The organism is Bradyrhizobium liaoningense (assembly GCF_018130785.1).
Lineage (GTDB): Bacteria > Pseudomonadota > Alphaproteobacteria > Rhizobiales > Xanthobacteraceae > Bradyrhizobium > Bradyrhizobium liaoningense_A.
Map to the genome: position 1 here is coordinate 58,932 of NZ_JAFCJT010000023.1, position 13,623 is coordinate 72,554.

Here is a 13,623-nt window from a genome sequence, read left to right on the forward strand (position 1 = left end):
GGAGGGGACTGATCTGCTAGATAGTCTCACGTGCAACTATTTTGGACCGGAGCCGGCCGGCCGTCAACTGGAATTCGGAGCGCTCTCCTTGGCGAGGACATCCAGCGACATCGCGCTGAAGACACGCGAAGCCGACGAGGCTTCATTGCGGCCAAAGTCACGGCTCGATTTGTTCAAGTTCGTGCCGTTCCGCCTCAACCGGCTCGCGGCGGAAGTCAGTGCCGCGCTTTCGGTCGAATATCAGGAACGTCACGGCCTCGACATTCCCGCCTGGCGTGTGATTGCCACGCTCGGCTTCCGCAACGATGCCTGTAGCGCGCAATACATCTCGCAATGCACCCGCACGCACAAATCGACCATCAGCCGCGCCGTGACCGCGCTGCTGCACCAGGGGCTGATCGAGCGGGTCGAGAACGAAGCCGACCGCCGCGAATTCCGCCTGCAACTGACGAAGAAGGGCCGCGCGCTGTACGAAGAGCTGTTCCCGCAATTGCTGCAGCGGGAAGACGAGATCCTCGCCTGCCTCTCCGCGCAGGAGCGCAAGCAGCTCTCGGCCCTGCTCGGCAAGATCGAACAGAGCCTCGACCTGATCCAGACCAGCGAAGAGGCCGACGCGAAAGAGGCGTATTAGGGCGCATACTCAGACGTCGGCTTTTGGGAGGCCGATTGAGAAAGCTTGGCAGGTCCGTCACGGCACTGGCTTATATAGCGGCGCTACTTGTGGCGTTTGCCGCAACTCGCGCATACGCCGCTGACATAGGTTATCTGGCTCCCTCCGGAGTCGCTGCAAACGAGTTTCCCTCACCGCAGCGCCCTGTTGCACGGATCGTCAGCTCGCGCCGCGCCGCCGAAGACCGCCGAGACGCCCTCAATGAGGCCGGTCAAATCGCACGTGCTCTTGAACTGAAACCAGGTATGACAGTCGGCGACATTGGAGCAGGCAGTGGCTACCACACGGTCAAGCTCTCCCGCCTCGTCGGACCCGCCGGCTCTGTCGTTGCCCAGGACGTCACGCGGGACTACCTCATCGAGCTCGCCAGGCGAACAGAACGTCTGAAGTTGACGAACGTGCAATTCGCCCTCGGCGAACCACACGACCCGCATCTACCCGCTTCCTCGCTGGACGCCGCAATCCTCGTGCACATGTATCACGAGATAGCCCAACCCTACGCCTTCCTCTACAACCTCGCGCCCGCCTTGAAACAGGGTGCGCGGGTCGGGATCGTCGATCTCGAGCTTCCGACGTCGAAGCATGGCACGCCAATTGAGCTCTTGCGCTGCGAATTGACCGCCGTCGGCTATCGCGAGGTCGCCACATATAAGCTCGCAGGCGACGGTGGATATTTGGCGGTATTCTCTCCGCCGGAGGTCGCGGCTCGAAAATCTCCCCGCGAAATCGTTGCTTGTGCGGATCCTGCCGGCACTCGCTGACACCATGCCCGCCGCTCAGAGGCTAAACATATCCGAAGAAGAGGTTAGACCGGAAGTTGCCGGCCGAGGCTCAAACCGGCGCTTTTGACCCGGAACGGCCTTACCCGCGTGCGCCTGTTGCCGCGCCGGTCGTCACGACGAAAGACGGCGGTGAGTCATGGTATCCGGGCGATCAGCGCGATCGAAAGCGCTTGACGCCGGTGGTATGATTTCCGCGATGTGGCCGTACTGATAGTCCCGATGCGTCGCCATGCATGCCCGAATTGATGTCGCCATGCATGCCCGAATAGATGGAGAAGGTGGGGTCCGCGGCTAATGCCGCGGCGGGTTCCCATGCCGAGGCGGGCGTCGCAAGGAGCGCAGAAAAAACGAGCGCCGCGCCCAAAAATTTGAAGCCGGTCATGCTATCCTCTTGTTATTGGCGTGCAACCGATGCGCGTGCTGTCCATTGACATGAACGACAGTTAGGCGTTGGCATTCCCCTAGCGCAGGGGTGGCGCAATCACGCTTCGTCGATCGGCGTGATGCTGATGTCGGCAACCGGCCGCGTTTCGCAAGCCGTTGAAAAACTCTCTCCGGACTGTGAATAGAATTTTAGCCGCCGACGGCGCGTACACGCACAACGGCGCGTGACGGGCGCGGGCCGGAATTTGCGATTCCTCCGCCGACTTCGCGCAGCGGTAAACGACCATGAAGAATATTTTAATTTAAACCGCCGGTCGCTCCACCCATTTCCAAAGCAGACGCCAAAATGTTTTGGCTTCCGTATCCAATGGAGAAACTGAAATGACCAGATTCAAAGTTCTGTCGGCTGGGCTGATCGCCGCATCCATGCTGACCACGCCCCTGATGGCTCGGGAATATCGGCACGTCGCGAGGTCCGATGTCAGCGCCCCTTTTGGCGCCCTTGATGGGCGCGACTGCGTCCGCGCTCCGGACGTCGGCGCATATGCGTCGGCCCCCTACACCAGACCCCCGTGCGAACCCACGTCGTTTAATTGATCAGTCGGCGCCGCATCGGGCTGAACGGCCCAGGCAATGACCCCGGATCGATAACGGTGTGCCCCTTGACACTGTAATGTGGGGAGTCTCCGAATAGTTCGGGCTGGGAGCCGATTTGTCGCCAGCCCGAATTCTAGGACTCGCAAGTACACGCCCCGGATTCCGTCACTTCGCAAACGACCGCGACGGCGGCAGATGCAGCGCCCAGGCATCGACCTTGTCGCTGGCACGCGGATAAATTTCCGTCACGATCGGATCATGGCCGGGAATGAAACGATCGGGATGACCGGCGAGGCGTTCGATCGTCTCCCAGCCCTGCGCCATGTCGCCGATATTGTAGACGATGGGGAACGGGCTCTTGCGCTGCAGATTGGCATAGTAGTGCGCGGCATCGGACGCCAGCACCACGGAGCCGCGCGCGGTCTCGACCCTGACCACCTGCAAGCCGTCGGAATGGCCGCCGACGCGATGCACGGTGACGCCGGGCGCTACCTCGCCGTCGCCCGCATAGAAGGTGACGCGCTCGCCATAGACGTGGCGCACCATCTGCGTGACGTGCTCGACCGAGAACGGATGTCGCAGCAGTCCGTTGCACATGCAGCGTCCCGTCGCGTAAGCCATCTCGCGCTCCTGGAGATGGAAGCGCGCGTTCGGGAAGCGATCGAGATTGCCGGCGTGGTCGTAATGCAGATGTGTCACGATAATGTCGCGAATGCTTGACGCTGCAACGCCAAAGCGCTCCAGCGCATCGACCGGATTGAGCGTCAGCTTGCGCGCCCGCGCGCTCGCTTCCTCGGCATTGAAACCGGTATCCACCAGGATGTCGCGGCCGTGCCCTCGGATCAGCCAGACGAAATAGTCGAGATCCTGCGCCGCGCTGTCATGCGGGTCGGGCTGAAGAAAATTCATGTTGGGGGTGCGCGGCGTCATGGTCGCATAGCGCAGGGCGTAGATTTCGTAGGCGTTTCCCATGGTTTTCTTTTCTGAGTTGGACCTTCGGGGACGATCGAGCGCACCAAGCCATTGTCCGCCGCAAAGGTCAAACACCGGAGGGCTGCGACGGCGTCCAGCCTGCTATGTGAGACCCCTCACATTTCCCTTGTCGCGGCTGCTCCAGCATCCTGCCGCAGAGTCGAACCAGATGACGTCGAGCAACCCGTGACAGCCCGTTCATTCCCCTCGCAGCGCGCCCGTGCATCGCGGTCAATTGTCGCGATAATGTCGAATCTCCAAGCGGTTGACGCCCCCCTTCCGCGGTTTGATAATGCATATTGCGTAAGTTAAGGTCGCCGCGGCGCAAGCTGGTAACGGCGCCTTTTTGGCTGGACCGCGCTGATTATGAAAATTCGCTTCCTTTTTCTTCTGCCCCTGCTCGTTTCGCTCGTCCCGGTTGCGCCATCCCTGGCCGCCGGCGACCGTTATGCGTTGGTCATCGGCAACGCCAAATATCCGGACGCGGACGCCCCGCTGAAGGAACCGCTCAACGACGCGCGCGACGTCGCCGACGAACTCAAGCGCGACGGCTTTTCCGTTGAAATCGGCGAGAACCTGACCGGCGACGGCATGCGCCGCGCCTTCGACAAGCTCTACGGCAAGATCAAGCCGGGCTCGGTGGCGCTGGTCTTCTTCAGCGGGTTCGGCATCCAGTCGGCGCGCCAGAGCTACATGCTGCCGATCGACGCGCAGATCTGGACCGAATCCGACGTGCGCCGCGACGGTTTCAGCCTCGAGACCGTGCTTGGCGAACTCAATACCCGCGGGGCGGGCGTCAAGATCGCGCTGGTCGATGCCTCCAGGCGCAATCCCTTCGAGCGCCGGTTCCGCAGCTTCTCGGCCGGCCTGACACCGGTCATCGCGCCGAACGGCACGCTGGTGATGTATTCGGCGGCGCTGGCCTCGGTGGTCTCGGACGCTGGCGGCGAGCACAGCCTGTTCGTCCAGGAACTCCTGAAGGAGATCCGCGTCCCCGACCTGATGGCCGAGGAGACGCTGAACCGCACCAAGATGGGCGTCACCCGCGCCTCGCGCGGCGAGCAGGTGCCGTGGATCTCCTCTTCGCTCGCCGAAGATTTTTCGTTCATCCCGAGTGCCGGCGGATCGCGCCCGCCGGTGACGGCACCCCCGCCACTGCCGCCGGTCGTCGCCAACAACCCGCCGCCGGCTCCGCCCGCACCGCCTCCGCCGCCGAAGCCGGCGGACACGGCAGTTGCACCTGCTCCAGCAGCGGCACCTGCTCCCGCACCGGCGCCCTCGCCGAAGCCGCAGGTCGAGGCCGCCTTGCCGCCGCCGCCACCGCCGGTGAAACCAGCCGAGACCACCCCCGCGCCGAGCATGGATAGCGGGCCGAGCGCGGCCGTGTTGGCGGAGGATCCGACCATCAAGGGCCTGACGGCCAAGATCGCCGCCAATCCGGACGACGTGAACGCGCTGTACCGGCGCGGTCAGGTCTATGCCAGCAAGGGCGCCTACAGCCTCGCCATCAAGGACTTCGACGAGACGCTACGGATCAACTCGAAGGACGTCGAGGCGCTTAACAACCGCTGCTGGACCCGCACCGTGGTCGGCGACCTCCAGGGCGCGCTGAAGGATTGCAACGAGGCGCTGCGGCTGCGGCCGAATTTCGTCGATGCGCTGGACAGCCGGGGGCTCGTCAATCTGAAATCGGGAGCGGTCAAGAATGCCATCGCCGATTTCGACGCAGCCCTGAGGATCAACCCGCGCCTGACCTCATCGCTCTATGGCCGCGGGATTGCCAAGCAGCGCAACGGCTCGGCCCAGGAAGGCGCGCTCGACATCGCCAACGCCAAGGCGATGGACCCGAACATTGTTCAGGAATTCGCAAGCTACGGAGTACGCTAGTATTTTTTTAAGTCGAGGCCGGAGACGCCTCGAACCCCTGGCGGCCCAAGGAAGACTAACGAACGGATGCCACAGGCGGCCTTTCCTGGGGGGCCTATTGCAGGAATTTTGGAACCGCGCAGGTCAGCTGCGCAGGAGGGGACTGGCAATGCGATCGGCTGCAAAGGGATTTACCGCGATCCTGTCCATCATCACAGTCGGCGCCGCTCTGTCGCTGACGACCCCGCCCGCATTCGCGGGCGACGACGGCAACAGCAAGAACGTCACCGAGGACGAGATCGTCCGCGCGCTGGCACCGCCGCCGAAAAAGCCGTTGACCCGTGGCCTTTCGATCGCGCCGCAGGCCGATCCCGCGCCCAGTGCGGCGGAAACCAAGCTGATCCAGTCCGTGCGTGGCCGCTCAACGCGCTCGCTTTCGTCGACCGAGCGCGAAGAAATCGCGTCGGTGGCCAAGGACAAGCCGAACATCGATCTGGAAATCACGTTCGACTACAACTCGGCCAATATCAGCGCCAAGTCGCTCGCCTCGGTACAGGCACTCGGTCGCGCGCTGACCAGTCCCGACCTGAGGGGCTCGACCTTCGTGGTTGCCGGCCACACCGACGCCGCCGGCGGCGAGGGCTATAATCAGGACCTGTCGGAGCGCCGCGCGGATTCGATCAAGCGCTACCTCATCGACAAGTACGGCATCTCCGCGACCGATCTCGTCACCGTCGGCTACGGCAAGAGCAAGCTGAAGGACCCGGGCCAGCCGATGGCGGAGGTCAATCGTCGCGTGCAGGTCGTCAACATGGAAAACAAGACCACCGCATCGAAGTGAGAGCACGACGTAATCCGTTGAAGTGACAAGTCGTGATGTGGTGTAAAGTCTTGCTTCCAAAGCGCGTCCCGCAGCCTTGCGGGACGCCGCTTTGTTTCAGGGAAACGCTCTCTTTGGGCCTCGCGCGGATGGCCGTGAGACAGGCCAGGATGATCCGGCGATGAATTTCACCGAATATCTCAAGCCTGCCGGAACCGTGGCGTTCGTCGTTGCGCTCGGCATCGGCTATTATCTGTTCGAGCACCGGCGTCGCCCCGAGGCGAAGGAAACGCCGAGCGAGGCGCTCGTCATCGTGACGAAGTCGACCAACGCCTGTTTTTCCGACCTCGTGCGGGTGACCGGCTTCTTCGTGCCGCGCCGCGAGGCCGTGGTGGTCGCCGACCAGGAAGGCTCCAGGGTAACCGACCTCTTCGTCACCGAGGGCACCATGGTCACCGAAAATCAGGAGCTGGCGCGCCTGACGGCGCCGCCGCAGATCCCCGGCCAGCCGCAAAGACCCGGCCCGCAAGGCCCGATCTCGCTGAAGGCGCCCGCGCCAGGCCTCGTCACCGAAGTGCGCACCATCGTCGGCGCGCCCGCCTCGCCGCAAGCCGGCCCGATGTTCCGCATCGCCGTCAACAACGAGATCGAGCTCGACGCCCAGGTCCCGGCGGTGCACATGCCCAAGCTCAGCCCCGGCGCGACCGTGCGCATCAGCCGCGACGACGCGCCCGATTTGATCGGCCGGGTCCGGCTGGTTGCGCCCGAAATCGACCGTGCCACGCAGCTCGGCCGCGTCCGCATCAGCGTCACCAACAATCCATCGCTGAAGGTCGGCGTGTTTGCCCGCGCCTCGATCGACGCCAAGCGAAGCTGCGGCGTCTCGATCCCCAAGACCGCGATCGACCATCTCACCGTGCAGGTCGTCAAAGGCAATATTGTCGAGACGCGCAAGGTGCGGGTCGGGCTGTCGTCCGACAGCGCGACGGAAATCCTGGAAGGCCTCGAGGTCGGCGAAATCGTCGTGGCCGACGCCGGCTCTTCGCTCCATGACGGCGACCAGATCAAGACCATGTTCGCCGATGAACTCGATCGCACGCGGGTACGCTGATGGCTCTCAATATCTCGGCTTGGTCGATCCGCAATCCGCTGCCGTCGGTCGTCTTCTCGATCATCCTCCTGATCCTCGGCTGGGTGTCCTTCACCAAGCTCGCGGTGACGCGGTTGCCTTCGGCCGACATCCCCGTGATCTCGGTCGTGGTGTCGCAGTTTGGCGCAGCACCGGCTGAGCTCGAATCCCAGGTCACCAAGACGGTTGAAGACGCCGTCTCCGGCGTCGAGGGCGTCAGGCACATCACCTCCTCGATCACCGACGGCGTGTCGGTGACCACCATCCAGTTCGCGCTGGAAACCAACACCGACCGCGCGCTCAACGACGTCAAGGACGCGGTGACGCGCGTGCGCTCCAACCTGCCGCAGAACGTCACCGAACCGCTGATCCAGCGCGTCGACGTCATCGGCCTGCCGATCGTCACCTATGCCGCGATCTCGCCCGGCAAGACGCCGGAGCAGCTCTCTTATTTCGTCGACGACGTGGTCAAGCGCGCGCTGCAAGGCGTGCGCGGCGTCGCCCAGGTCGAGCGCATCGGCGGTGTCGAACGCGAGATCCTGGTCTCGCTCGATCCGGATCGTTTGCAGGCAATGGGGCTGACTGCAGTCAATGTCAGCCAGAGTCTGCGCGGCACCAATGTCGACGTCGCCGGCGGCCGCGCCGAGATCGGCAAGAACGACCAGGCGATCCGCACGCTCGCGGGCGCCAAGACGCTGGGCGATCTCGCCGGCACCATGATCCCGCTGTTCGGCGGCGGCGAGGTCCGGCTCGACGACCTCGGCACCGTCACCGACACCATCGCGGACCGCCGCACCTTCGCCCGCTTCAACGGCGAGCCGATCGTCGCGCTCGGCATCAAGCGCTCCAAGGGCGCCAGCGACGTGAAGGTGGCCGAGGCCGTGCAGAAGCGCATCGACGCGCTGAAAGCCGCCTATCCCGACGTCGACCTGAAGGTGATCGACACCTCGGTCGATTATACCAACGGCAATTACCACGCGGCGATCTCGACCCTGTTCGAAGGCGCCATCCTTGCCGTCATCATCGTGCTGCTGTTCCTGCGCGACCTGCGCGCCACCGTCATCGCCGCGATCTCGCTGCCATTGTCGATCTTCCCCGCGTTCTGGGCGATGGACCTGCTCGGCTTCTCGCTGAACCTCGTCAGCTTCCTCGCCATCACGCTGTCGACGGGTATTCTCGTCGACGACGCCATCGTCGAGATCGAGAACATTGTCAGGCACATGAACATGGGCAAGTCGCCCTATCGTGCCGCACTCGAAGCCGCAGACGAGATCGGCCTTGCGGTCATCGCGATCTCGCTGACGATCATCGCGATCTTCGCACCCGCGAGCTTCATGTCCGGCATCGCGGGACAGTTCTTCAAGCAGTTCGGCATCACCGTCTCGGTGCAGGTATTCTTCTCGCTGCTCGCGGCGCGCTTCGTCACGCCGGTGCTGGCCGCCTACTTCCTCAAACATAGCAATCACGAAGAGCCGCCGCCCGGCCGTGTGCTGCGGTCCTATCACAGGATCGTGGCCTGGTCGGTGAAGCACTATTTCATCACGGTGCTGGTCGGCTTCGGCGTCTTCGCCGCCTCGATCTGGAGCATCACGCTGCTGCCGCAGGGCTTCCTGCCGGCGCAGGACAGCGCGCGCTCGCTGCTTGCCCTCGAGCTGCCGCCGGGCACCCAGCTCGCCTACACCGAAAAGGTCACCGAGGACATCGTCGCGCGGCTGCGCAAGCGGCCCGAGGTGAAGAGCATCTTCGTCGACGGCGGACGCGTTCCTCCCGGGACGCAGGAAGTCCGGCGCGCCTCGTTGATCATCAACTACACGCCGAAGGATAGCCGCGACATCACCCAGCGCGAGCTCGAATTCTCGATCAGCCAGGAGCTGGAGAACGTTCCCGACATCCGCTTCTGGTTCCTCGACGAGAACGGCCTGCGCGCCATCTCGCTGGTCGTGACCGGCGTCGATGCCAACATCGTCAACAACGTCGCCAGCGAACTCGCGACGCAGATGAAGCGGATTCCGACCGTCTCCAACGTGATCTCGGAAACCACGCTGGAGCGGCCCGAGCTGCGCATCGAGCCCCGCGCCGATCTCGCCGCGCGGCTCGGCGTCTCGACCGAAAGCCTCTCGCAAACCATCCGCGTCGCCACCATCGGCGACGTCGGCCCCGCGCTCGCGAAGTTCGACGTCGGCGACCGTCTGGTGCCGATCCGCGTGCAGCTCGAGGATGCCGCACGCGGCAATCTGAAGACGCTCGAGCAGTTGCGCGTGCCGCTCGGCGAGCACGGCGAGAAGGGCGGCGTGCCGCTCTCGGTCATCGCAGACGTCAAGCTCGACCAGGGTCCGACCAGCATCAACCGCTACGATCGCGAACGGCAGGCGACCGTCGCGGCCGACCTCGTCGGCTCCGCCGCGCTCGGCGACGCCACCAGGAAGATCTACGATCTGCCGGTGATGAAGAGCCGGCCGAAGGGCGTCAAAGTCTCCCCCTCCGGCGACGCCGAAAGCCTGAACGAACTGTCCGACGGCTTCGCCACAGCGATCACGGCGGGCCTGATGATGGTCTACGCCGTGCTGGTGCTGCTGTTCGGCACCTTCCTGCAGCCGATCACCATCCTGTTCTCGCTGCCGCTGTCGATCGGCGGCGCCATCGCCGCGCTGCTGATCACCGGCAAGCAGCTCACGACGCCGGTGTGGATCGGTATCCTGATGCTGATGGGCATCGTCACCAAGAACGCGATCATGCTGGTCGAGTTCGCCATCGAATCCATTCGCGCCGGCAAACCGCGCGACGAGGCCATGATCGATGCCGGCATGAAGCGCGCCCGTCCGATCGTGATGACCACGATCGCGATGGCCGCCGGCATGATGCCGAGCGCGCTCGCGGTCGGCGCCGGCGGCGAGTTCCGCTCGCCGATGGCGCTCGCGGTGATCGGCGGCCTGATCTTCTCGACCATCCTGTCGCTGGTGTTCGTGCCGGCGATGTTCATGGTGATGGACGATCTCGGCGCCCTGATCTGGCGCTTCGCCAAGCGGCTGATCGTGCACAGCGAGGATGCCGAGGGCGCCGATCATCATGGAAAGGTGCCGGATCCGAAGAATGCCCCGCACCCAGCGGCGGAGTAACCGTAACCCCGTTGTCGAAAGCGCATACATTTCTGCAAGCGACGTCGGAGAGCCTGACGTCGCGGAGGATCGTCTTCGAGCCTACAGGTCAGGCCGTGCCGCTGGAGGCCGTCAAAGCATGGGTCGCGAGTTGGGGCTCACCTGGCGAACTACCTCGGCCCACCGGGGACGAAGTGCGCAAATAATCCCTACTCGTTGCGCGCGATCGCCGTCAGCTTGGTCATGTTCCTCAGCAGGATGCGGCCGCGCTGGAGATCCAGGATCGCTTCCTTGCGCCAGGCCTGCAGCTGGCGGTTGACGCTCTCGCGGGCGGCGCCGACGAAGACGCCGAGCTGCTCCTGCGAGATGTGGACTTCCGAGCCGAAATCGGCGGCCAGCGCGCAGAGCCGCCGTGCCAGCCGCACCGGCAGCGGCTGCAGCATGGATTCTTCCATCCGCTCGCTCTGCCAGCGGATGCGCTGGCACAGCAGCGCGATGATCTTGATCGCGACCTTCGGCTCGCGTTCGAGGAAATTGAGAAAATCCTCGCGCCGCAGCACGAACAATTCGCTTGTCTCGCCTGCGGTCGCATCCGCGGTGCGGCTCTGGCCGTCCAGCACCGCGACCTCGCCGAACAGATCGCCCGGCCCCATGAAGTTCAGGGTCAGACGGCTGCCGTCGGAGGCGCCGGTCTCGATGCGGACCTGGCCCCGGCGCACGCCGAACAGCGCGTCCCCCGCATCGCCCTTCTGGAACAGCACCTCGCCATTGCCCAGATGCTGGGTGTGGCAGAGATTCGACAGCCGCTGGAGCTCGTCTGCGCCGAGATCGGCGAACATCGCGTTCATCTTCAGGATGACCGCAAATTCGGCCTGCTTGCTCATTTCAATGTCCTTGTGAATGTCCTTAACCAGCTTCCTTGGCAAATCGCTTGGAACCATCAACATCAGGATCGCGTAAAACCGCGCCGGAGAAGTGTGTCATAAGTCACATAACTTTGCAGCACCCCCCGACTATTTTTACGTGCTTGGAGCCGCTTCCCGTCAGGGGATAAACTGAGGCGCAAAGGACGGGTGCAAAGGACGGTCATTTGCCGGATCCGACGCCGATTGTCCGTCGTTGGAAAGTCGACATGAGAGCAGTGAAATTCGCCGGCGCGACGATAGCCGCCATCATCATCGTGATCGGGCTTCTCCTCGTGGTCGGGATCCCCTCGGGATTCCTGACCACGACGATTGCCTCGCGGGTCGAGACCGCGACCGGCTATCGCCTGTCCATCGACGGCACCACGAAGATCAGCCTGTGGCCGACGCTGAACGTCACGCTCAACGATCTCACGCTTCAGGACCCGAAGGACCGCAGCGGCATCACGCGCCTGACGGTCGACAGCGTGCAGGCCGACATGTCGCTCTCGAGCGTATGGTCGGGCCGCCCGAAGATCAGCGAACTCGTCGTCACCCATCCCGTGCTCCACCAGCCGCTGCTGCGTGAGCGACTGCCGAATGCCGGCACCGCCTCGAAGCCGCTGGCGCTCGGCACCGATGGCGCGACCATCGACCGCGTCAAGATCGTCGACGGTGAGGTCGCATTCGCGCGCGTGCGCGATCGTGTCGAGGGCCGCATCAGCGCCATCAACGCCGACGCCGTCGTTGGCCGCGACCGCAAGGTCGACATCGCCGGCACCACGCGTGTCGGCGATCATCCGACCAAGTTCGACATCAAGGCGGCGATGCCGACCCCGCCAGCCGACCGGCCGACCATTCCGGTGGATTTCGCCATCGACATGCCTGACGTGCTGAAGTCTCAGCTCACCGGTCATGCCGAGATGCGGCTGAGCGGCGATGTCGTGATGATCAACGGCGTGAACGGCAGGCTCGGCGACGGCGCCTTCAACGGCTGGGCCTCGGTCGATATTGCGAGCAAGCCTCTGGTCAAGGTCGATCTCGACTTCCAGCGGCTCGCTATACCGCTGGCGAAATCGCCGGAGGGCGCGCCGGGACAGCCCTGGAGCAACGCGCCGATCGACGTGTCCGGGCTCAATTATGTCGATGCACAAATCAGGATCTCCGCGAACGAGGCCGTGATCGGCGATGCGCGCCTCGCACCGCTGGCGCTCGATGCGAAGCTCGCCGGCGGCGTGCTGAAGGCCGGCACCGCCAATCTCGGCGCCTATGACGGCCAGGTCTCGGGCGAAGTGATCCTGGATGCCACCAGCGGTGCGCCGAGCTTTGCGATGCATTCCGATCTCGTCGGCGTGCGCGCATTGCCGTTGCTCCAGGGCCTTGCCGAGTTCGACCGGATCGAAGGCAAGCTGCAAGCCAAGCTCGCGCTGCGCAGCGCCGGCACCAGCCAGCGCGCGCTGATGGCGAACATGCAGGGCACGGCCTTCGTCAATTTCCAGGATGGCGCCATCCGCGGCATCAACATCGCGCAGATGATCCGCTCGCTGACGACGGGCACGCTGTCCGGCTGGCAGGACAATGAGGCCCAGAGCACGGATTTGTCGCAGCTCTCGGCGTCCTTCCGCATCGACAAGGGTCAGGCGGTGACGACCGATCTCAACCTGATCGGACCGCTGGTCCGCGTGACCGGCGCCGGCACCATCGCACTCGACACCAAGATGATCGGCTTCCGCGTCGAGCCGAAGCTCGTGATGACGACCGAAGGCCAGGGCCGCACGTCGGATCCAGTCGCCTTCGGCATTCCCGTGATGATCCAGGGCAGCTGGTCGCAGCCGCGGATCTACCCGGACATGGCCGGCATGCTGGACAATCCGGACGCCGCCTACGCCAAGCTGCGCGAGATGGGCAAGGGCCTGTTCGGCTCTGATGGCGCCGGGCTCGGCAATATCCTGGGCAGCCTCGGGCTGGGCGGCACCGCCGCACCTGGCGGCGGCAACGCGGCCGGCAATGCCAATCCACAAACCCAGCAGCCGGGACAGAACAACCCGCTCGGCGGCCCGCTGGGCGAGGCGATCGGCAATCTGATCCAGCAGGGGCTTTCCGGTACTGGGACCGCAACCGGCACCGGCCGCAGCCGCGGCCTGCCGGCCACGCCGTCCACACCCGCTCCGCAGGCCTCTCCCGCGCCCCCGGGCCAGGCTCAGGTCCAGGACGACGCGCCGGTGGCGCAACAGGACAGCCAGCCGATGAACGACGTGCTGCGGCAGCTCTTTAATCGATGATTGGCCGACCAACGTACTGGACTCCACGCCAATCCTTACATCGGCCTCCCCGTCCGCCGCTTCCTCCAAAGGGATGATGCTGCGACGATTCACGCCCCTTTCGACCCCGATCCGGCCTCTGCAG

Annotated in this window: 10 protein-coding genes; 7 read left to right on the forward strand and 3 right to left on the reverse strand. The window is 64.4% G+C overall.

From position 1 onward, the window contains the following. Nucleotides 1–88 precede the first annotated feature (88 nt). Complete coding sequence (locus JQ627_RS31520) at nucleotides 89–631, forward strand: MarR family winged helix-turn-helix transcriptional regulator (protein WP_212488253.1); 543 nt, start codon at nucleotides 89–91, stop codon at nucleotides 629–631. Between the two features lie 89 nt (nucleotides 632–720). Then, nucleotides 721–1,431 (forward strand): methyltransferase domain-containing protein, encoded by a 711-nt coding sequence (locus tag JQ627_RS31525; protein ID WP_212488301.1) that lies wholly within the window; start codon nucleotides 721–723, stop codon nucleotides 1,429–1,431. A gap of 172 nt (nucleotides 1,432–1,603) precedes the next feature. On the opposite strand, the gene JQ627_RS31530 is transcribed toward JQ627_RS31525, so the two are convergent. Both JQ627_RS31530 and JQ627_RS31535 read right to left on the reverse strand, forming a co-directional pair. Continuing rightward, complete coding sequence (locus tag JQ627_RS31530; RefSeq protein ID WP_212488254.1) at nucleotides 1,604–1,834, reverse strand: hypothetical protein; 231 nt, start codon at nucleotides 1,832–1,834, stop codon at nucleotides 1,604–1,606. Between the two features lie 764 nt (nucleotides 1,835–2,598). Then, complete coding sequence (locus JQ627_RS31535) at nucleotides 2,599–3,405, reverse strand: N-acyl homoserine lactonase family protein (protein ID WP_212488255.1); 807 nt, start codon at nucleotides 3,403–3,405, stop codon at nucleotides 2,599–2,601. A gap of 366 nt (nucleotides 3,406–3,771) precedes the next feature. On the opposite strand from JQ627_RS31535, the gene JQ627_RS31540 reads away from it, so the two are divergent. The 4 genes from JQ627_RS31540 (at nucleotide 3,772) to JQ627_RS31555 (ending at nucleotide 10,336) form a co-directional block, all read left to right on the forward strand. After that, nucleotides 3,772–5,292, forward strand: a complete 1,521-nt coding sequence (locus JQ627_RS31540; RefSeq protein WP_212488256.1) for a caspase family protein — start codon at nucleotides 3,772–3,774, stop codon at nucleotides 5,290–5,292. A 148-nt stretch (nucleotides 5,293–5,440) separates the two neighbouring features. Then, a complete protein-coding gene (locus JQ627_RS31545; RefSeq protein ID WP_212488257.1) occupies nucleotides 5,441–6,112 on the forward strand; it encodes an OmpA family protein in 672 nt (223 codons plus the stop codon). A 160-nt stretch (nucleotides 6,113–6,272) separates the two neighbouring features. Continuing rightward, on the forward strand, nucleotides 6,273–7,202 hold the full coding sequence (locus JQ627_RS31550) for an efflux RND transporter periplasmic adaptor subunit (RefSeq protein ID WP_212488258.1): 930 nt from the start codon (nucleotides 6,273–6,275) through the stop codon (nucleotides 7,200–7,202). Continuing rightward, entirely contained in the window at nucleotides 7,202–10,336 is a 3,135-nt protein-coding gene (locus tag JQ627_RS31555) for an efflux RND transporter permease subunit (RefSeq protein ID WP_212488259.1), read from the forward strand. The genes JQ627_RS31550 and JQ627_RS31555 overlap by 1 nt, the downstream gene beginning before the upstream one ends. Nucleotides 10,337–10,524: 188 nt before the next feature. Here the strand turns inward: JQ627_RS31555 and JQ627_RS31560 are convergent, their stop codons facing one another. Further along, nucleotides 10,525–11,199, reverse strand: a complete 675-nt coding sequence (locus JQ627_RS31560) for a Crp/Fnr family transcriptional regulator (protein WP_212488260.1) — start codon at nucleotides 11,197–11,199, stop codon at nucleotides 10,525–10,527. Between the two features lie 248 nt (nucleotides 11,200–11,447). Between JQ627_RS31560 and JQ627_RS31565 the strand changes: the two genes are divergently transcribed. Further along, nucleotides 11,448–13,499: an AsmA family protein gene (locus tag JQ627_RS31565; RefSeq protein ID WP_212488261.1), complete on the forward strand. Its 2,052-nt coding sequence runs from the start codon at nucleotides 11,448–11,450 to the stop codon at nucleotides 13,497–13,499. Nucleotides 13,500–13,623: the final 124 nt, after the last annotated feature.

What these genes read in the sequence shown, in the direction of transcription:
- JQ627_RS31530 (WP_212488254.1), bottom strand. Translation starts at nt 1,834, where the DNA reads ATGACCGGCTTCAAATTTTTGGGCGCGGCGCTCGTTTTTTCTGCGCTC.
- JQ627_RS31540 (WP_212488256.1), top strand. Translation starts at nt 3,772, where the DNA reads ATGAAAATTCGCTTCCTTTTTCTTCTGCCCCTGCTCGTTTCGCTCGTC.
- JQ627_RS31560 (WP_212488260.1), bottom strand. Translation starts at nt 11,199, where the DNA reads ATGAGCAAGCAGGCCGAATTTGCGGTCATCCTGAAGATGAACGCGATG.
- JQ627_RS31565 (WP_212488261.1), top strand. Translation starts at nt 11,448, where the DNA reads ATGAGAGCAGTGAAATTCGCCGGCGCGACGATAGCCGCCATCATCATC.
- JQ627_RS31550 (WP_212488258.1), top strand. Translation starts at nt 6,273, where the DNA reads ATGAATTTCACCGAATATCTCAAGCCTGCCGGAACCGTGGCGTTCGTC.
- JQ627_RS31545 (WP_212488257.1), top strand. Translation starts at nt 5,441, where the DNA reads ATGCGATCGGCTGCAAAGGGATTTACCGCGATCCTGTCCATCATCACA.
- JQ627_RS31535 (WP_212488255.1), bottom strand. Translation starts at nt 3,405, where the DNA reads ATGGGAAACGCCTACGAAATCTACGCCCTGCGCTATGCGACCATGACG.
- JQ627_RS31555 (WP_212488259.1), top strand. Translation starts at nt 7,202, where the DNA reads ATGGCTCTCAATATCTCGGCTTGGTCGATCCGCAATCCGCTGCCGTCG.